This window comes from Streptomyces sp. P3, from assembly GCF_003032475.1.
Lineage (GTDB): Bacteria > Actinomycetota > Actinomycetes > Streptomycetales > Streptomycetaceae > Streptomyces.
The window spans coordinates 8751766-8778273 of the sequence record NZ_CP028369.1 but is presented as its reverse complement, the minus strand read 5'-3'; the positions used below and the strand labels follow the sequence as shown (position 1 = coordinate 8778273).

At 72.5% G+C, this 26508-nt stretch carries 40 protein-coding genes and 1 pseudogene; 5 read left to right on the top strand and 36 right to left on the bottom strand.

Annotated features, from left to right (window positions below; genetic code table 11):
• Nucleotides 1-311: 311 nt before the first annotated feature.
• The 32 genes from C6376_RS38915 to C6376_RS38785 all read right to left on the bottom strand — a co-directional run bounded on the left by C6376_RS38915 (nt 312) and on the right by C6376_RS38785 (nt 15275).
• Nucleotides 312-752, bottom strand: coding sequence for an AAA family ATPase (locus C6376_RS38915; protein ID WP_107447811.1), 441 nt, complete (start codon nt 750-752; stop codon nt 312-314).
• Nucleotides 753-758: 6 nt separating this feature from the next.
• Nucleotides 759-944: a hypothetical protein gene (locus C6376_RS38910; RefSeq protein ID WP_159083393.1), complete on the bottom strand. Its 186-nt coding sequence runs from the start codon at nt 942-944 to the stop codon at nt 759-761.
• 19 nt (nt 945-963) lie between these two features.
• A complete protein-coding gene (locus C6376_RS38905; protein WP_107447807.1) occupies nt 964-1302 on the bottom strand; it encodes a hypothetical protein in 339 nt (112 codons plus the stop codon).
• A 2-nt stretch (nt 1303-1304) separates the two neighbouring features.
• On the bottom strand, nt 1305-1556 hold the full coding sequence (locus C6376_RS38900) for a hypothetical protein (RefSeq protein WP_107447805.1): 252 nt from the start codon (nt 1554-1556) through the stop codon (nt 1305-1307).
• On the bottom strand, nt 1553-1837 hold the full coding sequence (locus tag C6376_RS38895) for an HNH endonuclease (protein ID WP_107447803.1): 285 nt from the start codon (nt 1835-1837) through the stop codon (nt 1553-1555). The genes C6376_RS38900 and C6376_RS38895 overlap by 4 nt, the downstream gene beginning before the upstream one ends.
• A gap of 14 nt (nt 1838-1851) precedes the next feature.
• Nucleotides 1852-2106, bottom strand: a complete 255-nt coding sequence (locus tag C6376_RS38890; RefSeq protein ID WP_107447801.1) for a hypothetical protein — start codon at nt 2104-2106, stop codon at nt 1852-1854.
• Nucleotides 2107-2257: 151 nt separating this feature from the next.
• Nucleotides 2258-2509, bottom strand: a complete 252-nt coding sequence (locus tag C6376_RS38885; RefSeq protein WP_107447799.1) for a MerR family transcriptional regulator — start codon at nt 2507-2509, stop codon at nt 2258-2260.
• An 87-nt stretch (nt 2510-2596) separates the two neighbouring features.
• Nucleotides 2597-3337 (bottom strand): hypothetical protein, encoded by a 741-nt coding sequence (locus C6376_RS38880; protein ID WP_107447797.1) that lies wholly within the window; start codon nt 3335-3337, stop codon nt 2597-2599.
• A complete protein-coding gene (locus C6376_RS38875) occupies nt 3334-3849 on the bottom strand; it encodes a hypothetical protein (protein ID WP_107447796.1) in 516 nt (171 codons plus the stop codon). Before C6376_RS38875 ends, C6376_RS38880 begins: the two co-directional genes overlap by 4 nt.
• Entirely contained in the window at nt 3846-4157 is a 312-nt protein-coding gene (locus C6376_RS38870; protein ID WP_107447794.1) for a hypothetical protein, read from the bottom strand. Before C6376_RS38870 ends, C6376_RS38875 begins: the two co-directional genes overlap by 4 nt.
• Nucleotides 4154-4378 carry a hypothetical protein gene (locus C6376_RS44150; protein ID WP_159083392.1) on the bottom strand — a complete coding sequence of 75 codons (225 nt, stop codon included), beginning with the start codon at nt 4376-4378 and terminating at the stop codon, nt 4154-4156. The genes C6376_RS38870 and C6376_RS44150 overlap by 4 nt, the downstream gene beginning before the upstream one ends.
• Nucleotides 4379-4491: 113 nt before the next feature.
• Nucleotides 4492-4977: a hypothetical protein gene (locus tag C6376_RS38865; protein WP_107447792.1), complete on the bottom strand. Its 486-nt coding sequence runs from the start codon at nt 4975-4977 to the stop codon at nt 4492-4494.
• A gap of 15 nt (nt 4978-4992) precedes the next feature.
• Nucleotides 4993-5508 (bottom strand): hypothetical protein, encoded by a 516-nt coding sequence (locus tag C6376_RS38860; RefSeq protein ID WP_107447790.1) that lies wholly within the window; start codon nt 5506-5508, stop codon nt 4993-4995.
• Nucleotides 5505-5780, bottom strand: a complete 276-nt coding sequence (locus tag C6376_RS38855; protein WP_107447789.1) for a hypothetical protein — start codon at nt 5778-5780, stop codon at nt 5505-5507. Before C6376_RS38855 ends, C6376_RS38860 begins: the two co-directional genes overlap by 4 nt.
• Complete coding sequence (locus C6376_RS38850; protein ID WP_159083391.1) at nt 5777-6430, bottom strand: hypothetical protein; 654 nt, start codon at nt 6428-6430, stop codon at nt 5777-5779. The genes C6376_RS38855 and C6376_RS38850 overlap by 4 nt, the downstream gene beginning before the upstream one ends.
• A complete protein-coding gene (locus C6376_RS38845) occupies nt 6418-6771 on the bottom strand; it encodes a hypothetical protein (RefSeq protein ID WP_107447786.1) in 354 nt (117 codons plus the stop codon). The genes C6376_RS38850 and C6376_RS38845 overlap by 13 nt, the downstream gene beginning before the upstream one ends.
• A gap of 15 nt (nt 6772-6786) precedes the next feature.
• On the bottom strand, nt 6787-6942 hold the full coding sequence (locus C6376_RS44145) for a hypothetical protein (protein WP_159083390.1): 156 nt from the start codon (nt 6940-6942) through the stop codon (nt 6787-6789).
• Nucleotides 6943-6985: 43 nt separating this feature from the next.
• Nucleotides 6986-8419, bottom strand: coding sequence for a helix-turn-helix domain-containing protein (locus tag C6376_RS38840; protein ID WP_107447785.1), 1434 nt, complete (start codon nt 8417-8419; stop codon nt 6986-6988).
• 6 nt (nt 8420-8425) lie between these two features.
• Nucleotides 8426-8668, bottom strand: a complete 243-nt coding sequence (locus tag C6376_RS38835; protein ID WP_107447783.1) for a hypothetical protein — start codon at nt 8666-8668, stop codon at nt 8426-8428.
• Nucleotides 8665-9198: a hypothetical protein gene (locus C6376_RS38830; protein ID WP_107447781.1), complete on the bottom strand. Its 534-nt coding sequence runs from the start codon at nt 9196-9198 to the stop codon at nt 8665-8667. The genes C6376_RS38835 and C6376_RS38830 overlap by 4 nt, the downstream gene beginning before the upstream one ends.
• Nucleotides 9195-9419: a hypothetical protein gene (locus C6376_RS38825; protein ID WP_107447779.1), complete on the bottom strand. Its 225-nt coding sequence runs from the start codon at nt 9417-9419 to the stop codon at nt 9195-9197. Before C6376_RS38825 ends, C6376_RS38830 begins: the two co-directional genes overlap by 4 nt.
• 6 nt (nt 9420-9425) lie before the next feature.
• Nucleotides 9426-9554, bottom strand: a complete 129-nt coding sequence (locus tag C6376_RS46280; RefSeq protein WP_301554729.1) for a hypothetical protein — start codon at nt 9552-9554, stop codon at nt 9426-9428.
• A gap of 85 nt (nt 9555-9639) precedes the next feature.
• Entirely contained in the window at nt 9640-10212 is a 573-nt protein-coding gene (locus C6376_RS38820; RefSeq protein WP_159083389.1) for an HTH domain-containing protein, read from the bottom strand.
• Nucleotides 10209-10985, bottom strand: a complete 777-nt coding sequence (locus C6376_RS44140; RefSeq protein WP_159083388.1) for a hypothetical protein — start codon at nt 10983-10985, stop codon at nt 10209-10211. The genes C6376_RS38820 and C6376_RS44140 overlap by 4 nt, the downstream gene beginning before the upstream one ends.
• On the bottom strand, nt 10982-11596 hold the full coding sequence (locus C6376_RS38815; protein ID WP_107447775.1) for a hypothetical protein: 615 nt from the start codon (nt 11594-11596) through the stop codon (nt 10982-10984). The genes C6376_RS44140 and C6376_RS38815 overlap by 4 nt, the downstream gene beginning before the upstream one ends.
• Nucleotides 11597-11683: 87 nt before the next feature.
• On the bottom strand, nt 11684-11905 hold the full coding sequence (locus C6376_RS38810) for a hypothetical protein (RefSeq protein WP_159083387.1): 222 nt from the start codon (nt 11903-11905) through the stop codon (nt 11684-11686).
• Nucleotides 11902-12423 carry a hypothetical protein gene (locus tag C6376_RS38805; RefSeq protein ID WP_107447772.1) on the bottom strand — a complete coding sequence of 174 codons (522 nt, stop codon included), beginning with the start codon at nt 12421-12423 and terminating at the stop codon, nt 11902-11904. Before C6376_RS38805 ends, C6376_RS38810 begins: the two co-directional genes overlap by 4 nt.
• Nucleotides 12420-13109 carry a hypothetical protein gene (locus C6376_RS38800; RefSeq protein WP_107447770.1) on the bottom strand — a complete coding sequence of 230 codons (690 nt, stop codon included), beginning with the start codon at nt 13107-13109 and terminating at the stop codon, nt 12420-12422. The genes C6376_RS38805 and C6376_RS38800 overlap by 4 nt, the downstream gene beginning before the upstream one ends.
• A complete protein-coding gene (locus C6376_RS38795; RefSeq protein WP_107447768.1) occupies nt 13106-13588 on the bottom strand; it encodes a hypothetical protein in 483 nt (160 codons plus the stop codon). Before C6376_RS38795 ends, C6376_RS38800 begins: the two co-directional genes overlap by 4 nt.
• Nucleotides 13585-14793 (bottom strand): hypothetical protein, encoded by a 1209-nt coding sequence (locus C6376_RS38790; protein ID WP_107447767.1) that lies wholly within the window; start codon nt 14791-14793, stop codon nt 13585-13587. Before C6376_RS38790 ends, C6376_RS38795 begins: the two co-directional genes overlap by 4 nt.
• 90 nt (nt 14794-14883) lie before the next feature.
• Nucleotides 14884-15057, bottom strand: coding sequence for a hypothetical protein (locus C6376_RS44135; protein WP_159083386.1), 174 nt, complete (start codon nt 15055-15057; stop codon nt 14884-14886).
• On the bottom strand, nt 15054-15275 hold the full coding sequence (locus C6376_RS38785) for a helix-turn-helix domain-containing protein (protein WP_107447765.1): 222 nt from the start codon (nt 15273-15275) through the stop codon (nt 15054-15056). The genes C6376_RS44135 and C6376_RS38785 overlap by 4 nt, the downstream gene beginning before the upstream one ends.
• A 170-nt stretch (nt 15276-15445) precedes the next feature.
• On the opposite strand from C6376_RS38785, the gene C6376_RS38780 reads away from it, so the two are divergent.
• Nucleotides 15446-15910: a hypothetical protein gene (locus tag C6376_RS38780; protein WP_159083385.1), complete on the top strand. Its 465-nt coding sequence runs from the start codon at nt 15446-15448 to the stop codon at nt 15908-15910.
• A 430-nt stretch (nt 15911-16340) separates the two neighbouring features.
• On the opposite strand, the gene C6376_RS38770 is transcribed toward C6376_RS38780, so the two are convergent.
• On the bottom strand, nt 16341-17852 hold the full coding sequence (locus tag C6376_RS38770; RefSeq protein WP_107447759.1) for a recombinase family protein: 1512 nt from the start codon (nt 17850-17852) through the stop codon (nt 16341-16343).
• A 522-nt stretch (nt 17853-18374) separates the two neighbouring features.
• On the opposite strand from C6376_RS38770, the gene C6376_RS38765 reads away from it, so the two are divergent.
• From C6376_RS38765 to C6376_RS38755, 3 genes are all read left to right on the top strand, one after another.
• Nucleotides 18375-19244 carry a universal stress protein gene (locus C6376_RS38765; protein ID WP_107447757.1) on the top strand — a complete coding sequence of 290 codons (870 nt, stop codon included), beginning with the start codon at nt 18375-18377 and terminating at the stop codon, nt 19242-19244.
• A 719-nt stretch (nt 19245-19963) separates the two neighbouring features.
• Nucleotides 19964-20608: a DUF4142 domain-containing protein gene (locus C6376_RS38760; RefSeq protein WP_107447755.1), complete on the top strand. Its 645-nt coding sequence runs from the start codon at nt 19964-19966 to the stop codon at nt 20606-20608.
• A gap of 274 nt (nt 20609-20882) precedes the next feature.
• Nucleotides 20883-23144, top strand: coding sequence for a fibronectin type III domain-containing protein (locus tag C6376_RS38755; RefSeq protein ID WP_107447754.1), 2262 nt, complete (start codon nt 20883-20885; stop codon nt 23142-23144).
• Nucleotides 23145-23253: 109 nt separating this feature from the next.
• Here the strand turns inward: C6376_RS38755 and C6376_RS38750 are convergent.
• The 3 genes and pseudogenes from C6376_RS38750 to C6376_RS38740 form a co-directional block, all read right to left on the bottom strand.
• Nucleotides 23254-24083: pseudogene (locus C6376_RS38750) on the bottom strand (IS5 family transposase).
• A 44-nt stretch (nt 24084-24127) separates the two neighbouring features.
• Entirely contained in the window at nt 24128-25306 is a 1179-nt protein-coding gene (locus C6376_RS38745) for an acyl-CoA dehydrogenase family protein (RefSeq protein WP_107447753.1), read from the bottom strand.
• Between the two features lie 273 nt (nt 25307-25579).
• The gene (locus C6376_RS38740; protein ID WP_107447751.1) at nt 25580-25954 is read right to left on the bottom strand and encodes a ferredoxin; all 375 of its coding nucleotides are present in this window, start codon (nt 25952-25954) and stop codon (nt 25580-25582) included.
• Between the two features lie 141 nt (nt 25955-26095).
• Between C6376_RS38740 and C6376_RS38735 the strand changes: the two genes are divergently transcribed.
• A complete protein-coding gene (locus C6376_RS38735; RefSeq protein ID WP_107447749.1) occupies nt 26096-26461 on the top strand; it encodes a DUF6479 family protein in 366 nt (121 codons plus the stop codon).
• Nucleotides 26462-26508: the final 47 nt, after the last annotated feature.

Here is a 26508-nt window from a genome sequence, read left to right as displayed (position 1 = left end):
ACATCACCCCCTGTAACCGGTCGTAAATCACTTAACGTAACTAAAGGGTGATTACGGAGCGTCACAGACAAGTGATGGCAGAGCGTCACTAAATCGCTGGAGTGAAGGCCGGCGGATTAAGTGCACCGCCGTGGGGAGAGAAACGGGCGACAAGGGCTTTTGGGTCGCCCGCCTCCTCGATCCACGTGGTCCCACGGCCCCCCTCCCCCTGCCGGCCGAACGCCTCGCCAAGCAGGGCGAATCGGACACGACCGAGGGCCGTGCACGCCCGCGGCCCTGCCCGCCGCGCCTGCCGTGCCGAGCGTGCTCGGTCACCAGGCCCGCGACGTCTGGGTGGTGACGGGGCGTGAGCCACCCTTGCGGTAGTCCCGGTACCAGCGGGTGACCACCGCGTCCATGGCCGGCGACCGCATGGCGGCGACGCGCTCGCGCACGACGTCCTCGCCCGGATCCACGGTGACGATCTCGGCGCCGGCGCTGCGGTACCTGGCCCGGGCCTTGGGGCTGGGCATGGTGTGGATCAGGTAGACGTCGACGTCGTCGACGTGCTTGACGGCCTCGTCGATGGCCGCGAACCGCGCGCGCTGGGCGATGCGCTGGACCAGCGGATCATGGTTCCACTGCGGGGCGCCCGGGCCGGTGAGCGCCGCGGCGATGCGGTCCAGGTCGATGACGATGTCACGCGCTGTGGCGCGGCTCTGGATCCACGTGCTCTTCCCCGAGGCTGGCGGCCCGGTGATGACGTACAGCACGCGGCGTCACCTCCGTTGCGGGCACCAGGAGTTACCGCAGTCGACGATGTCGGGGTCGTGGAACTGGTCGACCAGGCTGGCGGGCGGCGGGCTGGGCTCCATGCCCAGCTCGTCTTCGAGTCGGCGCGTCTTGCTGTAGGAGGCCCGGTCGTGCGTCTCGCAGCGCTGGGCGATCCGGTGCAGCAGCCCCACGGTCACCGCCTCTCTGGTGTCAGCGGGTGCGCTCGTCGAGCAGCTGGCCGCCGACGGCGAACACGGGCTCGGGCAGGTAGCCGTCGGCCATGGCGCGGGCGACGCGCGCCCACATCTCGGCGAGCTTGAGCGCCTCGGTGGACCGTACGCCGTGGAACTGGGCCTGCCTGCGCTCTTCGGCCATGCGGTCGCGCTGCCAGGCGCTGTCGGCGTTCTGGCGGGCGCGGGCGTCGTCCTCGTGGCGGATGGCCTGGCCGTACTCGGTGTGGGCGCGTTCTGCCCAGCCGAAGGCGTGGGCCTGGGCGCGGCGGTGCTGCTCGGCGCGCCACGCTCCGTAGTCCTGCTCTCCGTTGCTCATGGTCACCATCTCCTCGGGTGATCGATCCTGCCGACACAGGTGAGGTTGTGCCGATCGAAGACGCGGCAGGCGAGGCGGCGCGGCACGACGTAGACGAACTCCCGCGGCTCACCGAAGAGGAGGCGCAGCCAGTATTCAAGGCCGGTGGCGGTGTGGCTGTACTCGTACCACCGTGGCGGCGGCGGTGGCTGACGACGATGCAGCCGGGCTCGGGGATCGCTGCTGTCGAGCGGGCCGAGATCGACCACGGTCACCACCTCCTCGAGGCTCGGGCTTGCGGCAGGGCGGTGCGGTTGCCGCGGGCGCTGTTGCACTTGCGGTGCGCGCTGCGGGCGTTGGCGGGGTCGAGGAGGTCGCCGCCGCGGGTGAGCGGGATGGCGTGGTCGAGGGTGAAGGCCCAGCGGCTGCGTTGTGCGGCGTAGCCGGTGAGGGTGTAGTCGATCTCATGGCCGCAGATCCAGCAGGGCAGGCCGAGGCTGCGTTGCTGAACGCAGAGGGTGCGGTAGGGGCGCCCGTTGCGGGGGTTGCCGGTCACGGGCGCCTCCGGGCTTACACGTCGTCGCCGAGGACTTCCCTGCGCTTGGCGGCGGCCTTGCGGTTGAGGGCGTTGATCATGCGTACCGCGGTGACGCTGAGCAGGGCGAAGGCGATCACGCCGAGGATCTGGACGATGATGTTGACGACGTCGAGGTTCCGCACGGCTCTGGCGATGATCAGGATGATGATGGTGCCGGCGAGCCAGGCGAACCAGATGCGCAGTTTCTCGACGCGTACGGCTGTCTGTACGTCGCGGTAGTCGCTCACGTGTCCCCCCAAGGACGTTCGGTTGCTGAGGGGCATCATGCCGTCGCGTACGCGTCGTGTGGCGGCTGCGTGGCTGTTCTGTGACGTGTGGACCCGCTGCCCGGGCGCTCCGCGGCCGTTGGGGCGCCCGCGGGGCCGCGGGCAGCGAGGGTCAGGGTGCGCCGATGCCGACGAGGCGCAGGGCGCGGCTGCGGGTCTTCTTCTCGGCGCGGGCGAGGTCGGGCAGGGCGTAGAGGGGGTGGCCGTGGTCGTCGAGGCCGCAGGGGGTGAGGTGGCCGCGGCTGGCCCATTTGCGGATGGTGGCGGGGGTGACGGCGGCTGCGCCGGCGGAGACCAGGCGTCGCCAGTGTGTGGCGTGCTCGGCGGCCTGAGCGGTGGTGTAGCGCGGGGGTGTGACGTCCATGGTCGCCCCCCTGTCATGCGAAAGCCCCGCTGGTGGGCGGGGCTGTTGCTCGGTGGGCACACGTGTGGTGCTGGCACGAGTGTGACGCTAGGTGGCGATCTTGTCCAGCTCGAACGCGCGTGCGGTCTTGTCCTGGAGGGTGCTCCGGTACGTGTCGGCGTGCTGGTCGTAGTCGTCGGGTGTGAGGGTGAGGCGGCAGGCGGTGCAGTGGATGTGCCATCGGCCGTCGGTGCGGGCGAGGGCGTACGCGTCGCATCGGGGGCAGGGCGCGTGGAGCGGGTGGGTGCGGGGTTCGGTGTGGGTGAGTCCGCGGATGCGGTGGACGAGGTCGCCGAGTTGCTCGTGCAGGCCTGCGGCGGCCGGGAGGGTGAGGGTGTAGGGAAGGTAGGCGGTGAGCCACGTGCACCAGGCGGTGATGGTGGTGCCGTCGTCGGGCCAAGCCTGGTCGCAGGGCTGGGTGTGGGCGGTGCCGTGGCGGTCGCGGTAGACGGCGGGGTAGGTGTAGGCAATGTGGCCGGCCCATCCGGCGAGGAACGCATGGATGGGGACGCTGGGGTCGGTGTCGTCGTGGGGGTCGCCGACGGGGCCGGGGTGGCCGGGGGCGAGGAGGACCAGGACGCGGAGGTCGACGGGCACGGGCGAGTGGGCGCGGCCGGTCCCGCCGATGCGCCCCTGCCGCGGGGCGGCGCCGGGGGTGAGGAACTCGGCGGCCAGGAGCTCGGCCTGTCCGGGGAGCTCGGCGAGCCAGCCGCGGACGTCGTCGGCGCACAGCGGGCACAGGCGCTGCCCGTCGGGCGCGGTGCGGGGGCAGACGGTGCACGCGGTCATCGCTGCACGCCCTGCAGCTGCTCGAAGATCGCGTTGACGTCGCCGGCGGTGAGACTGGGGTGCTCGCCGAGGACGTAGCGCAGACGGGCGTCGATCTGCGCGGCGACGGCGGCCTCGGTCCAGTGGCCGGCCATCTGCCGGGCCTCGTCGGGGTCGAGTTCGGCCTTGAGGGAGCCTCGGCCGATGTGGACCAGGGGCTTGCCGGTCTTGGCTCCGGCGACGGCGTGGATGCGCAGCGCGGGCCGGGCGGCGGTGGGCACGGGCCGACGGGCGCGTACGGCCTCGAGGAGGCCGCGGACGACGGCGTCGTCGGCGTGGACGTCCTCGCGCAGGGAGCGGATGAGAGCCACGTCGGCCTCGGCGGCCGCCGCCGCGGCGGTCAGGTCGCGCGCGGTGGCCAGGGCGGCCTCAGGGGTGAGCAGGGCGGTGCCGGCACTGCCCCAGGTGAGGAGGCAGGCCGCCTTGCGGGTCTCGGGGTGGACGGTCGAGCGGATCCAGATGGCGTCGGTCATGGGGTGGGTGCTCCGGTGTAGGCGTGGCAGTTGGCGCAGTAGCCGTAGCGCTTGTCGTCGGGGTGGTGGGAGGTCTTGCGGCAGCGGGGGCAGGTGAAGGGGAGCGGGCCGTAGTGCTGTTCGAGGCGGGCGACGATGTCGGCTTCGGTGCGGCCGGCGATGAGGGCGATGGTCAGACCGGGGATGCCGAGCTCGGCGAGGTCGACCTTGATGGGCTCGTCGGCCATGAGGCGGGTGACGTTCTCGCCGGAGAGTCCGAGGAGGACGACGGGCGCACCGGTGCGGCCGCGCAGGCGGGCCTTGATCACGGGGTGACCTCGATCTTGTCGAGGGGCGTTCCGTCGCGCAGCTGGTCGATGAGCTCGCGCAGGCGTGGCAGGGCGAGGCGGTCCCGCCGGGTGAGGGACGCACGGGCCCGGGCCGGGAGCGCGCGCCAGCAGGTACGGCAGAGGTAGTGGCCGGCCTCTCGCGGGTGGTCGCACGCGAGGCAGACCAGGTTCCCGTCGGTGTCGGCTCCGAATCGCTTCATGATCGTTCTTTCCGGCCCCGGGTTCGGGGCCATGTGTACTGGCGGGTAGGGGTGGTGGGGTCTCGCGCGCGCCTGCGATTGCGCGCGCGTGATCGCAGGCGCGCGCGCGAGGGCTAGTCGTGGTGGGTGAGGGTCTGGTGGATGGAGTTGCGCCAGGTGGCGCGGACGTGGTCGGGGGCGTCGCCGGTTTCGGGCCAGAGGCGGCCGTCGACGACGGCGCGGGCGCACAGGAATGCGAGCTCGCGGGCGCGGGCGTCGGTGGTGGTGACCTGCTCGACGATGTTGACGGGGGTCAGGAAGCGCAGGGGCTCGTCGGGGAGGTGGCGGGCGTCGTAGGGGCCGCCCTCGGGGTCGAGGGCGACGAGGGTGAGTTCGTGCGTGACGCCGGGGCGGTGCAGCTTGGCCGGGGGTAGGCCGGGGGTGTCCGCGAGGGAGACGATGCCGAGGTTGTACTGGTACCAGACGGGGTGCCAGCGGGGGCCGGTGAGGATCCAGCTGTCGAGGCCGGCGGGGTGGCTGTTGAGGAAGCGGCCGGAGACGACGCGGCGGGCGGTGCCGTACGCGCCGGCGAGCTGGTCGCGTTCGGGGGATGTGGCCATGGGGGCTGGGCTCCTTCAGGGGTTGGGGGTGATGCAGTAGCCGCTGCTGCGCAGGTACATCTCGACGTAGGCGGCGAGGTGGGGTCCGGTGGCGATGTCTGCGGCGGGGTCGGTGGTGCGCCACCAGTCCTCGACGGCGGCCGCCATGACCTCTTGGTGGGGTCTGGGGGGTGCGGGGTCGGGGGGTGCGCCGTGGCGGTCTTCGCAGCCGGGGCTGCAGGGCGCTCCGGCGAGGAGGCACAGCGGGTGGCAGGGCCAGACGGTGCCGCAGGCGTCGCATCGGCCGTCGGGGCCTCGGTCGTGGCCGTGGCGGACGCGGGCGATCGCCGCGGCGGCGCGGTCGAGGGCGCGCCGGTGGCGGGTGGCGTGCCAGCGGATGCGGCGGACGCCAGCGGCGCCGGCGGCGGCCAGGAGCACCGCGGCGGCTGCGAAGAGGGCGACGCCGAGGATGCCGACGGCGGCGAGGAGCCAGGACCAGGGGGCGTGGGGGTGGTCGGGGCAGAAGGATCCGGGCTCGCAACTGCTGCTCATCGGGGGTTCCTGGGGTCGTGGGTGGGAAGGGCGGTGATGGCGTCGAACGCGCGGCGGGTGTCCTCGGCGGCGCGTACGGCCTGCTGCAGCGCGCGCCGGTCGTGCTCCTGCTGGCGTCGGTCGTGTCGCTGCTGTCGCCATTCGGTCGCGCGTTCGAATGCCTTGTTGCCGAGGATGCCGGCGGCGGCTGAGAGGGCTGCGATGGCGGCGATGGTGAGGACGCCGAGGGCTCCGCCGAGGGCGGCGACGGTGAACACCTGGTGCGGGGTCATGGGGCATTGGTCCCGAAGATGGCGTCGAACTGGGCGTTGAGGCGTGCGTCTTCTGCGGCGGCCTGGCGGATGGGCTCGTCGGCGAGGTGGGGGCCGGCGATGCAGCCGGGGTAGGTGCAGGTGGCGGTGACGGGGCCTTCGGGGGCGCGGTGGTGGTGGGCGCGGAAGGCTTCGCGGCGTGGGGTGTGGCGGCGGTTGTGTGCCCAGAGGCGGGGCTGGCCGGTGCCGTCGGCGCGGGTGGTGGGCCCGGTCCAGCGGGCGTGTCCGTCGCTGGTCGGCTCGGTGTAGCGGGCAAGGGCCTCGGCGACGGTGCCGGCGCGGCGCTCGCCGGGCGTCTGCAGGACGGCGCGGACCTTGTAGACGGTGCTGCGCGACGCTATGCCGGCGGCCATGATCTGGCGGGGGGTGGTGCCCTCACGGAGCATGGCGGCCACGCGCGGGTAGCGCGCTGTGATCGCGGCGCGCTGCTGCTCGGGTGGGAGTTCGTCGATCGCGCGGGGTGACACGGGGACCCCGTACGCCTCGCGTGCCTCCTTGATCGCCCTGCTGCTGACGTGCAGCTGCTCCTTGACCTGCAGGTAGGTGGCGCCGTCGCGGAGCATGTCGGCGATCTGCTGGAGGCTGGCGCCGCGGGGGCTCACCACTGCCACCGGACGGGGCGTACGCCGGTGGTGGCGCGGCCGGCGGTGCGGCGGGCGGCGGCCGCGCGGGCGGCCGCCGCGGCCCGGGCGAGGGCGACGGGGCAGGTGGCGAAGTGGGGGCGGCGCAGGGTCTCGCCGGGCTCGAGGCCCGGGCGGTCCTTGGACAGCTGGCGGGTCCAGTACGTGGTGTCGCGGATGCTGACGGCCTGGTTGCCGTCGCGGTCTTCGGGCGGGTCGACGGGGATGATCTTGCGGTGCTTGGTCGTGAGGGCGTACAGGACGCTGCGGCCGCAGTCGTCGCAACGGCCGTAGCCGGTGGTGGTGCGGCGGGGGGCGGGGCGGTCGTACACGGGGTCGGCTCCTTTTCAGCTGGTGCGGCTGTCGGCGCAGTGGGGGCACTGGGGGCAGCGGCCGGGTTTCATGAGCTCGGCCTGGGCAGCGGCGAGCATCTCGGCCAGGTCCACCTCGTTGAAGCCGTGCAGGAGGCTGAGCGCGGCGGGGCTGACGTCGTCGTGGTCCATGAGGCGGGTCCTTCCGGGCGGTCAGGCGGTGATCGGTGCGGGGTCAGGCGCATGCGGCGTGGCCGGGGGCCGTGGGGCCGTGGGCGGGGTTGTCGTGCCAGGTGGGGCGGTGGGGGTCGGACAGGTCCCAGCCGTGCCAGCGCTCATCGAGGAGCTCGCCGGTGTCGGGGTTGAGGACCCCTTCGGGGACCAGCCGCAGCCGCGGCCCGGGCCCGGCCCGATGCTGGGCGCGTTCTTCCAGGTAGCGCTCATAGACGGCGCGTTCGTGGGCGTGCCGGTGGCGGCGGCGGGCCGTGAGGCCGGTGGTGCCGCGCCGGTCGGCGGCACGGGTGAGGAGGGCTTCGTCGGGGTGCAGGCGGACGTGGCCGGCGAGTTCGGGGGCGAGGTAGTACAGGCCCTCGCGCTCGAGGACGAGTCCGTCGGCGGTCAGGCGCTCGAGGCGGCGGGCGACGGTGGTGCGGTGCAGGGCGGTGGCATCGCGGATCTGGGCGGCGGCGAGGCCTTCGGCGGGGTCGAGGCAGGCCAGGATGCGGGCGCCGCTGGTGCCGTGGGCCCAGTGGTGGCAGGCGTCGTGGGCCATCACCGACGCCAGGGCGGCGGTGTCGACCGCCGTGCCGTCGCCGTCGTGGACGGCAGCGGCTGTGGCACGGCTGACGCCTGTGGGGTTCGGGGCGGTGTGCGCGTCCGGGACAGTCGCCAGCTGCTGGCCTTGGGGGGGCAGGGCCTGTCCCGGAACTGCACGCGTGAGGAGCTCGCGGACGTGCGGGGGGATCGCGAGGCGCCAGCGTGAGGGGCGCTCGCGGCCGGTTCCGGCTTCCAGCAGGACGAGCCAGCCGTCGCGGGCGAGGCGGGCGTTGCTGGCCTCGGCCGTGGAGCGGGCGCAGCCCATCTGCTCGGCGAGCGGCCGTACCGCGCTGAGGTGGTCGAGGCCGCCGGCCGCCTCGGCGAGGCGCAGCCGGGCGGCGAGGTTCTTCTGGTCGACCGCTTTCCCGCCGCGTGCGGGCCAGGCGAGGGTTTCCACCGCGCGGCGCACTTCGGTGATCTTCTCGAAGGCGTCCTGGCGGTCGGTCACCGCGTCCGTGCCGCCGACGAAGGCGCGGGCCTTGGCCAGCATCGCGGTGAGTTTGCGCTCGGCGTGCTCGGCGCCTTTGCGCTCACGCAGGCGGCGCGCCCACCAGCCGCCGCGCGTGGGGGTGTAGATCAGCGCCTGGTGGAAGTCGGCCGGCGCCCACTCGCGGCCGGGCTGCGAGCACGCCACGGCGAGCGCCATCGTGAGCCGGTAGCCGGAGTCAGCGTCGTCGCGGCCGGTGTAGCGGCCCGCGTCGTCGCCGTCCAGGAGGAGGCGCAGCGCACGCCCGCTGACCGGCCGCCGCTCCCACACCGGCGACTGCCCTGGCGTGGCCCGGGCCGGGGCCGCGCCACCGGCCCCGCCACGGCTGTGGCGGGGCTCGGCGCAGGCCTCGGGCTGGCGGGTCACGGTGTCCTAGCTCGTGTCGGGGGCGGGGTCGTCGGGGTCGGGGACGGTGTAGGTGGCGCCGCACGGGGCGGTGCGCACGCCGGGGCTGATGTGGCGGTGGACCATGCCGCAGCCGGTCTCGCCGTCGCAGCGGACGGCGAACTCGATCCGGTTACGGGTCTTGATCGGGCCGGCGGGCACCGCGGCGGGGCCTCCCCAGCGGGGCGGGTCGGCGGGCAGCAGCGGTAACTGCCCCGCGACGCCGGTCACCGCGTCTCGCCGGGATGGGCCGGCTCGGTGCGCGCCGCGCCCTCGGCGGCCGCCGACCCGGGCCGGGCGGGCGGCATGGAAAGGGCGACCCGGGCGGGCGGCGTGGAAAGGGCGACCCGGGCGGGCGGCGTGGTGAGGGTGAGCGGGCGCACGCCCTTGCGCGGGTCCCAGCCGTGGATGGGGGGGCGGGAGACGAACCCGTACGCCTCGAGGTGGGTGAGGCTCTGGCGGACGAGCCGGCTGGTCAGGCCCGTCGACGCGGTGAGCGAGTCGACGTGCTGCGGGCCGCCCGGGGGCAGGTATCCGGCGTCGTCGGCGAAGTGGGCGAGCAGCAGAGCGACGTGACGGGGGTTGTGGTGCAGGCTCGAGGTGATGACCGCGCGCTCCCACTGGTGGCGGTCGAACGGCTCCCGGGTCGGGACGGCGGCCGCCGCGGCCGGGCCGTCGGCGGGCGCCGTGCACCGACCGCCGGGGACGGGAGTCCCGCAGCGCGGTGCGGAGGGGGTGGGCGTGGTGTCTCTGGTCGTCAAGGTGTCTCCTTCGGTGGCCCGGGGCAGGTCCGGGCGTGTCTGTCGGCGATGGACTGGGTGAGGTCGGCGACGTCGGCCGCGCCGACCGCGGTGTGCTCGCAGCCCCAGCGGCACGTGAACGCGGCGGCCGGCAGCGCGAGCCACACGGCGCGCTTGGTGTGGTAGTCGCCGAGGTCGACGTGCAGGCCGAACAGCTCGGCGGGCGGCCAGCGGCCGGCCACCGGCGCTCAGCCCTCGACGGCCGCAGCCGCGGCCGCGCCCGGGCGCGGCTCCGGCTGCGGATCGGACGCCCGCGGGGCGAGGCCGAGGAACGCGACCAGCAGCGCCACGGTCAGCAGGAGCCAGATGCGGTACACGAGCGGCCTCCGAACGGGATAGGTGGGTGGGTGGTCCGGCCGCCCCTCGCGGGGTGGGTGAGCGGCCGGGCGGCCGGACCGGTTCTCAGGCGCCCTCGGGCGGGGCGGGCCTGCGGGGGACGAGCCGGGCGGGCTGCAGCGGGCCAACCGTCATGCCCCGCACGACGAACGGGCCGGGCACGATCCGGCGCTGGGCGAGGCCCTGCCTGTAGCCGGCCGCGAGCACACCGACGGCCTGCGCGATCGCCTCCTCGAGGGCGAGGCCGGTCGACGCCAGGACCGCCAGGTCCCGGCGCAGCGCGGGCCACTGGCGCAGGTCGATCTCGAGGCGCTGGGGCGACACCCGGCGCGGGAGCTGCGCCACCGGCTCGGCCGGCGCATCCGGCGCAGCGTCATTCGGCTCGTCGTCGCTGTCCGGCTCAGCCGGTGGCGCATCCTGCGGCGCACCGTCCGGCTCGTCCGGGTCGCTGACCTGCGGCGCATCCGGTTCGTCCGGCGCATCGTGCGGCGCACCGTCCGGCTCGTCCTCGCGCGCGATCGCCTCCAGGTCGCGGCGCACCGTGTCCTTGCTGACACCGAGGCGCTCGGCGATCGCGCGCCGGGTCAGGCCCTGCTCGCTTAGCTGGCGCACCAGCGTGCGCCGGTCCGTGCGCGTCACTGCGCCACCTCCGAAGACGGCGCAGACCCGGCAGCCGTAGCGGCCTCGGCGGCCGCCGCGAGCTGCTTGCGGTGCTCCTGGCGCGGGCCGAGCAGGACGAACCCGAGGGCCTGGCGCAGGAGATTGCCGTACGCGTAGGCAGCGTCCGCGGTGCCCTCGGCGATCGCCCAGCACTCGGCCGCCTCGGCGTCCTCCTGCTCGGTGACGCGCTCCTGGTCGCCGATGTCCTCGGCGTACCGGCCCGCGGCGAGGCACTCCAACAGCCGGTCGTAGACGGCCTGCAGCTTGCGGGCGTTGCTGTAGCGGTCGGCCTCGAAGGCGTCGACGTCGACGCCGAAGTCTCCGGGCACCAGGTCGCGCTGACCGTTGTCCCCTTCGTCGTCGACGCCGAAGACGACGCGGGCGGGCTGCTCGCCGGCGCGCACCCGGCACACCGCCCACGCCGCGCCGGAGGCATACAGCAGGGCGGCGTGCTCGTACTCGGCGCGCGCCCGGTACATGGCCTCCGTGTAGAGGCTGTGCAGGGCGTAGACGGCTTTGGAGTGCGGGGAGCGGGTGAACGGCTTCGCGTTCCAGCCGACCGCTTCCGGGCCCGGCTGCCCGGTCACCTTGCCGTCGTGCAGGATCCGCCGCATCGGGTCGCTCTGCTCGTACGCGAGCTCGGCCGTCCGGTGCGCGAGCCCCCATTCGCGGGCGGCGTTGCCGAGGGCGTCGACGCTGTCCGTGAGGTGCTCGAACCAGGGCGCGTTGTCGGGGGCGAGGTTGTAGGTCATCGGGCGCCCCCGACGTGGACGGGGCGGCCGTCGCGGACGATGGTCAGCAGGTGCGGGCCCGCCTCGAACCACAGCTCGTACAGCGGCTGGTCGGAGGCGTCGGAGGCGAAGCAGCCGGTCATGCCGTCCACGTCCTCGGTGGCGGGCAGCGTGTGGGCGAGGAGCTGCAGGCTCAGCAGGCCGTCGCCGGCGTCGCCGACGATGTACGTCTCCCCGAACTGGGGGACGTCGCCGGAGGCCGGGTAGTGCAGGTGGACCAGGTCGCCGGGACGGGCCGGCTGCCAGGGCGCGGACTCCAGCCCGATACCGGCCGCCATGAGTGCGCGCGTCTCGCCGTCCAGGTCCCCGGCACGCCTGGCGTCATCGGCCTGGACGAGCGGTGAGCGCGGCTCCTCGGTGCGGGGGCGGCCGTACAGGGCGGTGAACACCTTGGTGGCCAGGCCCTCGGGCTTGCCGCTCCAGGTGTTCACCCTCGTCTCGCCCGTGCCGGGCAGCTGCTCGACAACGGTGACGAGGAGGAAGGCGGGCGTGGCGCCGGGGATGAGGCGCTCGATGGCCTCGGTGATGATCTCGAGTCGCGGGTCGCGACGGTGTACGACGGGGCGGTGCATGGTGTCCTTCGGTGTGGTGGTGGCCGGGCGGGCGGGACGGTTGTGAGGGCACGTGCCGCCCGCCCGGGGACTGGGCGGGGCGGTGGGTCAGGGCTGCTGTCGGCGGCGGGCGCGGGCAGCGCGGACGCGGCGGCCGCGCTGCAGGTGCAGGCCGGGGTGCCACGGCCCGGGCCCGGCCTGCGGCAGGCTCGGCGCTTGCGGCCGCCGCTGGGTCACCGGAGGCAGGCGGCGGTGCCCCCAACGGGTGTCGTCGGCGGCGAGGGCCACGAGAGCGGCGAGGACCGCGCAGAGCAGGACGAGCCACATCATTCGGCCACCCCGTCCACGCGTTCGTCGTAGGCGACCAGGGCGATGTCGAGGTACACGGCCTGCTCCCACCGGCCGTCGGCGTCGGGCTTCTCGCAGGCGCAGCGCAGACCGTGCAAGGCGGCGTGCATCGCGGCGTCGGCGACGAGAGCCGGGTTGGCGAGGTCGGCGATGGCGAGGGCGACCAGGTCGTCATCGGCCCGGGCCGACCAGCCGGCCAGGTGCGACCACTGCACGACCAGACCGCTCGCGCATATGGCGTCGGGGACGAGGTCGTCGTGGCCGGGCAGCCACTCCAGCCGTAAGAACAACTCGCGCTGTCCGGACGGCCCGGGTTCCTTGCGCATGCCGGTCTCGATGGTGTCCGGGAGGAACTCCATCGCGGCGAGGGCGCGGTCGACGGCGTCGGCGTAGGGCAGGTGCGGCAGGGTGGCCCGGGTGGCTCCGTCCACAGACAGCCGGCCGCTGTCGTGGATGCTCTGCCCGGACACGCCCGCCGCCCGCTCCTCGATGGCGGTCACCGCGCACCGCCGGCAGCGAGCTCAGCGGTCGGCTTCTGCTCGGCGAGGCGGGCGCCGATCCAGCGGGCGGCCGCCACGACCGAGCGCAGCGGCGAACCGCCGCGGCCGCGCCCGTCGTTGGCGTGCGCCCACCGCAGGTACTGCCCGTACCCGAACTGGCCCTGCGGGTCTGGCACCGCGAGTGCCGTCCACACGACGCCACCGCGCCCGCCGCGGGACTGCGTGATCTGACCGACCACGACGTCCTGCGTGACGGCCTTCACCTTGGGACGGGTCACGACGAAGTCGTGCAGCTCGCCGCCTCGCAGTTCGTCGCCCCAGCCGTCGCCGCCGAGCCACGGGTGGCCGGCCCACAGCAGGAGGCCGGCGGTCTGACGCGGGGGCAGGCCGTAGCCGAGGGCGGCGGTGGTGGTCGCAGCAGTGCGGGTGTCGGTGCCGGTCTGCTCGCCGCTGATGACGTACGCCGATCCGCAGGAGTGGCACACCAGGCGCACGGTGAGCTTGTCGTAGCGGGGGCCGTGGCCGCAGTTCTCGTCCGGGCAGGAGTGCCGGCGCTGGGGATCGCCCCCGCCGCGCCGGAACTCGTCCCGCTCGGTACGCGTGCCGACGTCCCAGGCGGGCCGCCTGCAGCCGGTGAAGTGCTCCGGCTTGTCCCACCCCAGGTAGGTGTCCAGCGGCGAGATCACGCGGCACCGCCCTCGGCGTCGCCCCGCTCGTCCTCGGTCCCCTGCTCGGTCGCCTCGGTCTCGGCGAGGGTGATCCGGGCGGCCCAGTGGGCGTCGTCGCCGTGCAGCGGGCCGGGGTCCTGCTCGTCGGCGCTCAGCAGGCGGGTCCCGGAGACGGACACCTTCACGCCGTCGCGGGCGACCTTGGCGCTGTGGAACTCGAAGGCGCCCGAGTCCTCGTCGGCGTCGTGGAACCTGACGGCCGCCGTCGTCCCGAGCGCGCCGGCCCAGGCCGCCACGTGCTCGGCGTCCATGACCGAGATCTCCAGCTCTGCGTTCATGAACTCGGCGCGCGGGTGCGCGTAGACGCTGAGGCGCACCTCCCACAGCGGCAGCGCGGCGTGTTCGGCCAGCAGCGTCCGGGCGACGTGGGCAGCGCGGAACGCCGCGGCCTCGAACCCCTCGATCGTCTGCAGCGGGGTCCGCTCGATGCCCGTCACTCCAGCCCCCTGGTGGCGACGGCGAGCTCGGCCGGGCTGGCGCAGCGGCTGCACAGGTCGGCCATCTGGTGGTTCGCCACCCAGTGGCAGCCGCCCTCGCACGCGGCGGCGTCGGTGCAGCCGCACCGCGCGCACCGCGCCATGTCGTCGACCGGGTCCTCGCCGTCGGCGGCGTCGGTCTGGGCGAGGCGGATCCGGCCGGCCCAGTGGGCGTCGTCGCCGTGCAGCGGACCGGGGTCCTGCTCGCCGGGGTTGCCGGCGGCGTCCCGGTCGGCGGCGGCGAGGTCGTGGCCGGCGCGGGCGAGGGCGTCCATGACGCACATGTCGCTGCAGTACCAGCGCGCACCCTCGCCGACGGAGGCGACCTCGAGGCGGGACCAGCCGAACATGTCGCCGCTGTCGAGGTCGTGATCGGTGCCGCACATCGCGGTCGCGCACGGGGCGTGCGGGTCGCGGAACTCCAAGGCCAGCTGGCTCGCGAGGCGGCGGCGGGCGTCGCCCTCGACGACCAGGTCCGCGCGACCGCCGTACGAGGACATGCACCCGATGACGGCCTTGGTGTGGGTGTCGCGCGGGCCGGGGATGCTCACCTCGCCGGTCCACCCCAGCGTCATCGGGGCCGAGTCGAACGGGGTGGTGCCGTACTCGGCGGCCGCGGCGATCTCCGCGACGGTCAACAGGTGCGTGCCCGGGCGGCCCTCGAGGAGACGCATCACCGCGGTGAGCTTGCGGTGGTCGCCGGCCAAGGCGGCCAGCTGGCGGCCGCGCTCACCGATCGCCGCCTGGGCCTCGGCGTGGGCCTGCTCGGCGGCCGCCGCCGCGATGTCCTCAGCGGCCTGCGCGTCGAACAGGAGGCCGGTCTCGTACTCGGCCTGCGCGAGCTCGCGCGGCGTCGCCGCTCCGGCCTTCATCGCCGCGGCGATGACGCCCTCGGCGGCCACCACCGGCGCGGGCGGGGGCAGATGTTTGGCGCAGTAGAGGACGCGTGCGCCGGACGGGTAGAGGCGGCCCTTCGGGTCCGGGGTCAGCCGGCCCTCGCGGGAGCTGCACAGGCAGCACTCGGGCTGCTCCGGCTCCGGGTACGGGGACCGCAGGCGGTGCGGGATCTCGGGGTCGATCGGCGTGGCCGCGAGGACCTCGCTCTGCGGCGGGACGTACGGGACCTCGGGGGGCAGTGCCCCGGGGGTCTGGGATGCTGTGGTCACGGTTCTGCCACTCCAGGTTCGGATTTGGGTGTGGTCTGCCGAGGGGTCGCGATCCGGGGTCGAGCCGGGCGCGGCCCCGTTCTTGTGTGATCAGGCGGCCGTCTTGCGCCTCGACTGGGGCCTAGGTCGAGAGACCGACCTCTCGGCGGCGAGCCGGGACTTGAGCGGGACCAGGGCGCGGACGCGGTGCGCGTCCTCGGCGGACAGCGGCGGCGCGGCGTCGACGATGCGGCGGATATACGCCTGTCGGGCGTCGTCGCTCATGCCGCGTCCTGGGTCTCGTCGACCAGGTCGGCATCGTGCGCGCCGAGTGCTGTCTTGAGTGCGGCATACACCTGGGCGGACGGCTGACACTCGCCCTGCTCGATCTTGTAGATGTTCCATCGCGAGCACCCGGCGGCGGTCGCGAGATCGGTGACCTTGAGGCACCTGTCTTCGCGGACGCGCCGAAGCTTTGCTCCGGAGATCCTGCGGCTCAACATGGACTCCAACGTACTCCACTTATTGGATTCCTCAACCCTTACCATGGAGTAACTTGGACACTCATTGGTGCATATTGGAGTTACCGAGCGGCACGCCTGCCGCAGACCCCAAGCTCAGGGGCCCTAGGGCAACCTTGGAACGCATTGGAGTGCGCATGTACGCTCGGCCCATGACAGTCCGGGAGGCGCGCATCCGGCTTGCGCAGTACATCGAGCGCCGCATCAGCACATTGGCCTTGGAGTACGCCGAGGTCTGCCGACGCGCGGGCATCTCGGACGAGACGCTGAGCAAGGTCCGCAAAGGCGCGGGGGCGCGCAGCTCGACCTACACCAAGCTCGAGCACGCTCTGGACTGGACCCGCGGAAGCATTGCGGCCATCCTCGACGGCGGCGAGCCGACCCCCCTCGACACCCCGCCCGACCGGGTGCCTGCCGGGCGCGCTCCCGAAGCGTCGCCTCTCGGCCGGGAGTTGACGTTTGCTCAGCGCCTTCTGGCCACATTGATCCGCGAGTTGGACCTGTCCCCCGAGGAGGCGGACGAGGTGTGGCGGCAGGTGCGGCCGGAAATCGAGGCTACTCACCGGTCACATACAGACCGATCTGTCCAGAATGAGACGGAACGACCGACCGGATAGTTACGTTCCGGTCACGGTCCGACCGATCTTGATGGTGTGTGACCGTTAAATTACGGACAGTGGTCCCCCATGCATGCCGCAGACACGGAGTTGGGGGACAGGAGTGTCCACTATGGGTCTGGTCGTCACGGCCGTAGCCGGAGGTGCACTGCTAGGGATCGCGGCAGCGGTCGGGCTCAGGCTGTGCGCCATCGAACGCCGGGCCGCCCGGCAGGACAGAGTCGAGACCGCAGTACGCGCCGTGCTCAACGGTGTTGAAACGTTTCGTCAGGAGGGTCTGGACCGGTCGCCTGAGCCCGGCCTGGCGACCGATATGGATGCCGACTCGGCGGTCGAGGTGCGCGCCAAAGCTCACCTGCGCCTCATGATGGAGGGGCCGCGGTACAAGGCCCCTCGGCGGGGCGGGCCACGCTCCTCCCGTCCGGCACGGTCAGCGTCGGTACGCAGGTTCTGACGGTGGCGGGGCTTTGCGCCACTCGATCCGCTCGGCGACTGGCGGCTGTGCCCGCCCGGTGATGGGGCTGGGCACGATGCAAGGCCTACCCAGGTAGCGAGGGCTCAGGATGAGTGCGGCCGTCTCCCTCTGCGCACGGATCGGCGCGGCGTGCCAGGACTCCCAGATGTCGACGCCAGGACGGACGATGCTCAGCACCGCCGACGGAACAGTGAGCTGACGTTCCTGCTGTTCCAACTCGTCGACCTCGGCCTCCTTGGCCTCAAGGGAGTTGGCGAGGAGCCGCACTTCGGCAAGCGTGTTGCCCTTGGCTCCGCGCAGCTCGTCACGCTCGAGGCGCGCCGCGGCGACCCGCGCCCTGATCTCGCGTACCGCCGCGGCGTCGCTGCCCGGCGTCTGCAGGACGGCATAGATGTCCTCACGCGCGAGGTAGGCCAGGAGAATCCCCAGCCGCCCGCGCTCACCGATGAACAGGTCGTCGACGCCGTGCTTTCTGATCTTCAGCCCGCACTGGTAGCAGCGATAGACGGTGTAGACCCATGGGCCCTTCTTGCTCTTCAGCTCCCGGGGGGACAGGTTCCTCTCGCAGCGGGCGCACCACAGACTCGACGTGAGGGGGTGCAGCATGAGGCCGGCGCCGACGGCGCGGCCCGGGGCGGTGAGTCGGCGGTGGACATCCCAGAACACCTCTTCGCTGACCAGGCCGTCCCAGACGCCCGGGTAGACGGTGCCCTGGTAGGAGCGCAGGCCTGCGTACGAGTGCCTGAGAGCCATCGTGCGCAGGTGTCCATCGGTGAAGGGGCGTCCGGAGCGGTTGCGGTATCCCTGCTCTTTGAACGCGCGCTCGACGGCCATCATGGAATGGCCGGCCGCCAGCATCTCGAAGAGGAGCCGGACGACGCCGGCGCGCGGCTCGTCGGCCACCCACGTTGTCAGCTTGCCCGTGGCTGCGTCGTACACGGGCTTGAGGCCGTAGGGTGCCTGGCCGTGCGGCCGCCCCTTGCGTGCTTCCTTCGGCGTTGTCCGCGAGACGCGCCGGTGAGTCTTGTAGGACTCGTACTCGCTGTCGACCGCGTCGTCGATCAGGGCTTTCCGGTCGCGGCCGTTCGCCGGGTCGTAGAGACGCTCGTGGGTGGTGACCCAGATCTTGACGCCCTTCTCTTCGCACAGCTCGATGAAGGACACCCACTCCCCCACACGACGCGAACCTCGGGAGGACTCCCACAGCATGAGGATGTCGGCGCCGAACGCGGAGTCGCGTCCGGTCGGGCCGCTCTTCAGATCTGCAACCATCTGGTCGAAGTCATCGCGCCGCTTACGGGCGTAGCGGCTGGCGCTCAGGCCGTCGTCCACGTACGGCTCGCCGAGGTCCCATCCCTGCTCGGCGGCCGCGTCCTCGTTGTCGACGCCCTGGTCCTCGATCGAGGTGCCGCCCTTGGCGTCGGACAGCCGGCGGTAGTCCCGGGCGCGCGGTCTCTCGGTACTCATGGCACTGGTGTATCAGGAATGGGACCTATGAGTCGTGCATCTGCCAGGTCACGCTGCGCGGGGTGAACAAGCCCGGGTCGCCCGTCATAACGGCAGTGTGGCAGGGATCGGAGGCCGACACCGAGAGCGTCGGCCTCATTGCTCCCGAAGCCGACCGTCGTTCGTCAGCCCGTGCGTTCCCAGCCTCGGCACGGGCCCGGGCACCGGTCCCGGCGTCTCCGCCTCGGCACACGACGTGGTCACCGCCGACGGCGACCACGCCCGTCCGCCCACCGGCGTACCCGGCGACGAACCGCCGCGCACCACCGAGATCGAACCCGGCGGAACCCGGCCGAGTCGCTGCCGCACTCTCCCCGAGCCGGATCCCGCCGTCCCTGCGGTCCACATGCGCCGCCGAGGGAACTGGGGTACTCCTCGAAGGGAGAGAACCCCCGACGTCCGGCATGTCGACGATGTCTCACCAGGCTCCACCTCACTCGTTCACCGTCGCGTCCGGCTTCGTACAAGACGGAGGCCGCTGCCATGCAACCTGTCGTCACCGTGGGCCTCGACGGCTCACCCGCGAGCCTCAAGGCCGCCCGCTGGGCCGCCGAGGAGGCCGAGAAGCGCAAGCTGACCCTGCGGCTGCTGCACGCCTGGCCGCTTCTGGTGCCGGAATCCGCGCGGCTGCCCTCCGAGGTCGACCAGAACTACTGGGCGAGGCGTCTGGTCCACACCGCGCAGGCGGAGCTGCAGGCCCGCCACCCGGGCCTGACCGTCGTCGGGAGCCTGGTCGCCGGGGACGCTCACGAGGCCCTGCTCCAGGCGGCCTCGGAGGCCGAGATGCTGGTGCTCGGTTCGCGGGGGATGGATGCCTTCGAAAGCTACTTCATGGGCGAGGTCAGCCTGCCGGTCGTGGCACGGGCCGAGCGGCCCGTGGTCCTCGTCCGCGCGGAGCCGGCGGACGAGGAGCACGCCTCCGCACCGTCGGCCCGCGTGGTGGTGGCACTCAAACTGCACACGCCCGGGGACGGGCTGCTCGACTTCGCCTTCCACACCGCCGCGGCCCGGGGTGTTCCTCTCGTGGCCGTCCACAGCCGCAGCGTGCCGCTCCACGCCCGCATGCCGTGGGGCGCCGACCATGCCGTCACCGAGGAGATGACGAAGGACGCGCGCAAGGCGATGAGCGATGCTCTTCGGCCCTGGCAGGAGAAGTACCCGCAGGTGGAGGTGGCGGAAAGCATCCGGCTCGCGAGTCCTGCCAAGGCCGTCGTGCGGGCCGCCGAGGGCGCGGGGCTGCTGGTCGTGGGCAGACGCGCGCATCGGCGCGGTACGGGACACCACCTGGGACCGATCGCCCAGGCCGCCATCCATCACGGACGCTGCCCCGTCGCCGTCGTCCCCCATGACTGAGTCGGGCCCCGCCCATCGGATCCGCCGGCGTCGTTGACACCGGGGCCGCGCGAGGGCGCAGCCGGCATGCACCCAGCACCGATGCGGGGCACCGCTGCGCCGGCCACGTCACCGCCTGACGACGCGGTCGGGGTCTCGGCACCCGACGCTCGCCGCCCTGCCGCGACTTCCGGCGCAGGTGGTTGCGATCGACGCCTCGAAAGTCTGTTTCGCCTGGTTGCCGACGAGCCGGGAAGCGCCATGTGTGCGGGAATGGATGTGGCCCTTCCCGGCCGCCGCCACATGATCGCCGCAAGGGCACCCCGTCCCGATAGGGGCGAACGGCCCATGCTTCAGCTTCCGGTTGGGACCAACGGCCCCTTTTCGCGCCGCCGGGGACAGCCAGCGCGTCGCTGTCGCCAGGACCGGGAAGACCGGCCACGAGGGACCGTGCCGGTGAGCTGAGCCTCGAAACGACGCTCCCGCAACGGTGCGGAAGCCGTGCGCATTGCGCACACCGGCGCATTCACCGACCCGGGCCGTCCCGAACGGACGACCGGTCGATTTTACGAACCCATTGCGAAACCGAGAGATTTCGCGGGGGTCCGTATCCGTACTCCTGCGCGTGCGGGATCCGATTCGGATCAGGAGACACGGTGCTCGTTTCACGGAAAGTCGCGGGAGCTCTCTTCCTTGGCGGTGGGATCGCCTTCACTCTGGGCTCTCTCCTCTACCCCTCCATGCTCGGAGTCCAGAAGGTCAGCAGCGCACCCGACCGGATCATCGCCCGTCCGGCGACCGGGCCGTTGACGGAAGCCGACCGGGACTTCGTGGTAAAGGTGCGCGCGGCCGGGCTGTGGGAGTACCCCGTCGGTCAGATGGCGATACAGAAGGGCACGACCAAGGCGGTCAAGACCGCCGGGGAGCACCTGATCGCCGGGCACGGCTCGCTCGATGCCGCCTGCCGCGGCGTCGCCGGCGAGCTCGACATCACGCTGCCCAACCAGCCCTCGCCGCAACAGCAGGGCTTCGTGGCCCAGCTGATCGCCGACAGTGGCAAGCAGTTCGACGCCGACATGGCGAACATCCTGCGTGCGACACAGGGCCAGATCCTCTCCACGATCGCAAGCGTCCGCACCACCACGAAGAACTCGCTGATCCGTGCCCTGGCCGACAAGACCAACGACACCGTCATGGACCACATCACGATCGTCGAGAAGACCGGCCTGGTCGACTTCGACCGGGCGCTTTCCCAGTCGACCAACCCGCCCGGCCTCCCGGCCCAGGACACCACCCCCCCGCCCCCGGTGGCGGGCCAGCCGCAGGTCGTCCTCCCCTCACCGGCGAACCGTACGGCCTCGCCCGGGTCCGTCGGCGGGGAGTGAGGACGCCGGCCGAACCTCCTGACAGGGCCAGGCCGTCATGTCCGGCCTCAGCCGCGCGCCGCCTCCGGCGGTGCGCGGCTGATCCGTACCTCCCCGGGCGGCACCACCGCCGTACCGGCGGTCTGCGCCCGTCGGGGGCCTGAAGTCGGCTGCGGGGAAGTGGTTGACGTGATTCCGCGCAAACCCTCTTTCGTGAGCGATCTTGCGGGTGGCACGATCGAGGCGGCGTACACGCCGTGTCCCCGTTTTCCGATCGAAAGTGTGACCTGAGCAGATGCGCATATCCCTCGGTGTGACGCGCCGTACCGCCGGTGTGGCCGTGCTCTGCCTGGCCACCGCCGTGACCGGACTCGCCTTCCCCGCCACCGCTCAGGCGGCCGTGACCTGCTCGGCCGGAGTGTGGAAGGCCCAGTACTACGCCAACACCGCACTCACCGGCACCCCGAGGGCCACCGTCTGCGATGCCTCGATCGCCGAGAACTACGGCCTCGGCGACCCCGCCGGCGTCACCCTGCCGCGGGACAACTTCGGCGTCCGCTGGAGCACCACCCGCAACTTCGGCTCCGGCGGCCCCTTCGACCTCACCGTCGCCGTCCAGGACGGCGCCCGCGTCTACCTCGACGGCCACCGCAAGATCGATCTGTGGCGCAACGTCAACGCGACCCAGAGGAAGACCCTCCGCCTCACCGTCCCGCGCGGGGTCCACACCCTGCGCGTGGACTTCGCCGCCTTCACCGGCACCGCCAACATCGCCTTCGCCTACCAGCCCGTCACAGGTGCCGCCCACGACAGGACCGCACCCCTGGCCCCGGTCGGCCTGAAGGCCACCTATGCGCCGGCCACCCTGAGGACGACCCTGGCCTGGTCGCGCAACTACGAGCTGGACCTGGCCGGCTACCGTCTCTACCGGCGCACGGGCAGCACCGGTGCCTGGAGTCCGCGCAACAACACCCCGGTCACCGCCGCCTTCACCGACACACCCCCCGCCACCGGCGCCACCTACGAGTACGCCCTGCGCGCCGTCGATCGCTCCGGCAACCTCTCCCCGCTGTCCTCGCTGACGCGCGTCGTCAGCGCCGACAAGACGGCCCCGACCGCCCCCACCGCACTCACGGCCACGCACGACGAGTCCGGCGCCCGGCTCTCCTGGTCCGCGGTGAGCGGGGCGAGCTCCTACGAGGTGCAGCGCTCCCTCGCGCCCGCGGGGCCGTTCTCTGCCGTCTCCACGCCCACGCAGAGCACCGGCCTCACCGACGTCAGCGCCTCCGCGGACACCACCTACTACTACCGGGTGCGGGCCCTGGACAGCGCGGGCAACACCTCCCCGTACAGCACGCCCGTCCAGCTCGAGGCGACCGAGTCCAAGCCTCTGCCGCCGAGCGACGTCTCCGCCAACGGCTGGGCCGACCGCAACACCGTCGGCTGGCACTACGACGGTGACGCCTCCCACCACTTCCACGTCTACGCCGCCGAGTCGGCCACCGGCCCGTGGACGCGGCTGACCGAAACGCCGGTCACCGGCCCCGCCTACGACGACGTCACGGCGCCCGTCGGCCAGGTGCGGCATTACCAGGTCAGGACGGTCACGACGCACGGCACGGAGTCGAACCCGTCAGCGACGGCCTCGGCCACCCGCACCGGCGACGTCACCCCGCCGCACATGCCGTACGGCCTGAACGCGTGGAACGGCACCGACGGCGTGCACCTCGGCTGGACGGCCAACACCGACGACACGGATCACTACCTCGTCATGCGCAAGCCGATGTTCGGCGCGTGGGAGCAGATCGCCGTGGTGCGGGACGTCAAGTACCTGGACGCCGACGTCACGGTCGACGTGCAGTTCGGCTACACCGTCCGCGCCGTCGACGCCGCCGGCAACATCTCCCCCATGCCCGAGCCCGGCTACGGCACCGTCTACGGCAAGCGCCTGCCGGTCCACGAGAAGCCGGTCGCGCCCGCCTCGGTGACCGCGACGGCCGGTAACGGCAACGTCACGGTGGAGTGGACCGTGAGCCCGTCGACCGATGTGGCCGGCTACTACGTCTACCGCACGACGTCTTCGGACCCCGCGTCGGCCTACTCGGTCTCCCCGCTCCTCACCGGGACGACGTTCACGGACGAGAACGTGACCGCCGGCAGGACGTGGCACTACGTGGTGCGCGCCGTCAGCACGCACAGCATGTGGTCCGACTTCTCGCCGATGGCCGAGGCCACCGTGCCCTGCCCGGTCATGACCGCCCCGGCCACCCCCCGGATCACCGGGGGCGGCAGGGGCGCCGACTTCGTCCAGCTCAAATGGGAGGTCGGAGCGTGTGACCAGGGTGCCACCGTCTCCTACAACGTCTACCGTGCCACGTCCGGCTCGGACGTCTTCACCCCTGAGCACCGCATCGCTTCGGGTGTGACGGAAGTGACGTACACGGATCCCGGCCTGGCTCGGGCGTACTACTACTACGTCGTCACCGCCGTGGCTGCCGACGGCACCGAATCGGCCCCGCAGGCCAAGCCGTTCGAGATCTCGACGCAGGCGCCCTGACGCCCTGTCCGATCCCTCGGGCCCCGCCGTCCGCACGTCTTCACGCCTTCGGACGGCGGGCGCCTCCTTCGGCGGGCCGTCACACGGGCCTAGGAGCTGTCTTCAAATGTCACGCCCACATCAGGAGCGAGGCGAGGGTGACGGCTGCCTGGTAGGACTCGGCGGTCTTGTCGTAGCGGGTCGCGATGCCGCGCCACTGCTTGAGGCGGTTGAAGCACCGTTCCACGACGTTGCGCCGCTTGTAGAGCTGTTTGTCGAAGGCCGGCGGGCGCCCGCCTCGGCTGCCGCGCCGCAGCCGGTTGCGGATCTGGTCGGCCCGCTCGGGGATGGTGTGAGCGATGCCGCGGCGTCGCAGCCAGGTGCGTATCGCGCGGGAGCTGTAGCCCTTGTCGCCCAGCACATGAGCGGGCCGCACCCGCGGCCGTCCCGGACCGAGGCGGGGCACCCGGATTGCCTCCATCACGGTGGTGAACTGGGTGCAGTCGTTGGTGTTGCCGCCCGTGAGCACGAAGGCGAGCGGACGCCCGAAGGCATCGCAGGCCAGGTGTATTTTGCTGGTCAGGCCGCCCCGGGAGCGTCCGAGCGCGGGGCTGCGGCGCCCCCTTTTCGGGCCCCGGCGGCATGCTGGTGGGCGCGTACGACGGTGGAGTCGACCGACACCAGCCAGTCGATCTCTCCCGCCGCGTCCGCCCGGGCCTGGGCGGCCTGGAGCATCCGCTCGAAGGTGCCGTCCAGGGCCCACCGTCGAAAGCGGGTGTGCAGTGTGTGCCAGGGGCCGTACCGCTCGGGCACGTCCCGCCAGGCGGTGCCGGTCCGGAACTTCCACACGATCCCGTTGAGCACGGTGCGGTCGTCCAACCGCTTCCGCCCACGCAAGGACTCGGGCAGCAGCGGACGGAGGAACTCCCACTCCTCATCGGACAGTTCATGGCGACGTATCACCCGACCATGATCCACCACTCAAGATCAATTGAAGACACGACCTAGCGCCGTACCCGCGGCATCCCCAGACCGATCCACGAGATGATCTCCCGCTGGATCTCGTTGTTGCCGCCGCCGAAGGTGAAGATCACGGCGGAGCGGTAGCCGCGTTCCAGTTCGCCGTGGAGCACCGCGCCCGCGGAGCCCTCCTGGAGTGCGCCGGGCGCCGCGACGACCTCCAGCAGCCAGGCGTAGGCGTCGCGGCGGGCCTCGGAGCCGTAGACCTTGACGGCTGAGGCGTCCTGCGGGGTGAGGGTGCCGTTCTGCAGGGCTCCGACCATCTGCCAGTTGAGGAGCTTGAGGGCGTCGAGCTTCACATGGGTCTGGGCCAGCCGGCGGCGCACCCAGGCCAGGTCGATGACGCGGCGGCCGTCGGCGAGCTTGGTCTCGGTCGCCCAGCGCTGCACGTCGTGCAGGGCCCGGATGGCCATCGTGCCGTGTGCGGCCAGGGTGACGCGCTCGTGGTTGAGCTGGTTGGTGATCAGCCGCCAGCCCTGGTTCTCGGCGCCGACGCGCCGCGAGACGGGGACGCGGATGTTCTCGTAGTAGCTGGCCGTGGTGTCGTGGGACGCGAGGGTGCGGATGACGGTGCAGGAGTATCCGGGATCGGTGGTCGGCACGAGGAGCATGGAGATGCCCTTGTGCGGCGGGGCGTCGGGGTCGGTGCGCACGGCGAGCCACACCCAGTCGGCGGTGTCGCCGTTGGTCGTCCAGATCTTCTGCCCGTTGACGACGTAGGTGTCGCCTTCACGTACCGCGCGCGTCCTGAGGGCGGCCAGGTCGGTGCCCGCGTCGGGTTCGCTGTAGCCGATGGCGAAGTCGATCTCCCCGGCGAGGATCTTCGGCAGGAAGTACGCCTTCTGCTCGTCGGTGCCGTACCGCATGATCGTCGGTCCGACGGTGTTCAGCGCCATCAGGGGCAGCGGTACACCGGCCTGGGCGGCTTCGTCGAAGAAGACGAACTGCTCGATCGGGGTCAGGCCGCGGCCGCCGTACTCCTCGGGCCAGCCGACGCCGAGCCAGCCGTCGGCGCCGAGTCGGCGGATGGTGGCGCGGTAGAAGGCCTTCGCGCCGACCGGGTCCGAGTGCCGGGCGTAGGCGTTGTCCGGCACCAACTCGGCGAAGTAGGCGCGCAGTTCCGCGCGCAGCCGCAGTTGCTCGGGCGTGTGGTCGAGGTGCACGGCGCCTCCTGGCTCCCCAAAGCCGGTGTCCTGACGGCGCACACCGTAGAACGTGTTCCAGAAATTGGGAATGGACAGGGCACGGCGCAAGACGACGGAACTCCGGCCGATCGCCGAGGCCGCCACGCTCGGCGCAGCCACCGTTCGAACCGGTCACCGTTCGCCGCAGATGCCCTTCGGCACCGACACCGTTCGACCCGGTCACCGCTCGCCGCGCCCTTCGGCACCGAGGGCTCGGTTCAGCGGCGCAGGCGATTCAGCGGTGCGGGGTGTTCAGTTCAGCGTCCGGATGAACTCCGTGCAGGCCCGCGCGCACGCCCGGCACGCCGCCGCGCCCGCCTCGGCGCCGGGGTACCCGTCGAAAGCGTGCGCGCACTCCAGGCAGACGGTGCGGCACCACTCCAGCTGGGCGCGGATGCCGTCCTCGTCCATTCTGTTCTCCTCGGACAGTACGCGGCAGGTCGCGTCGCAGACCTCCGCGCACATGATGCCCTTGCGGCGCACCAGCGCCTGCCGGTCGGTTCCGTCCGGATCCACCAGGCTCGCGCGCAGCGCGGACGCCTGCGCGCACTCGGTGCAGGCCTGCGCGCACGCGAAACGGTCCTCCAGGAATCGGAAGAGCTCCTGCTGGGATGTCGTCGAAGTCACGTCTGAGCGGGTAGCCGGTGCGCGCCGAGCCAAACCGCCCGCCGGTCACGCGGACGGCACCGGTCCCGGAGCGCCCCGGATACCGGCGAACTGGATGCAGAATGTCTGGTTTGCGGCGTATTTCATGGGTATTTTCCAGATATGAATACCGCAAGCCAGCAGCTGGCCGCCCCGAGCGGCCTGCTCAGCCTCGGGCTGTTCATGGTCCCCGTGCTCCTCGTGATCATTCTGGGCGGGAGCTTCTGGCTGGGCGCGCGTGTCAAGTCGCGCGAGTCGGACCGGCCGCGCCCCGAGGAGCAGCCGCATCTCCCGCCCGGCGGGGCGGTGCACGAGATCCGCGAGCACCGGGAACCCGAGGAGGTGCCCCGGACGCCGGACGGCGGACGCCCCCTCACCCCCTACGAGCTGACCAACATGCAGACCAGAGCGAGCACGGACCAGAAACGGCCGCGCTGGAGCCGCGGCAGCAGCGGGTCCTTCGGCGGCGGCGGACTCGGCGCGCACTGACGCGAACCGCGCCGGACGCCGGGTGGTCGGAGCGCCCCGGCAGCGGT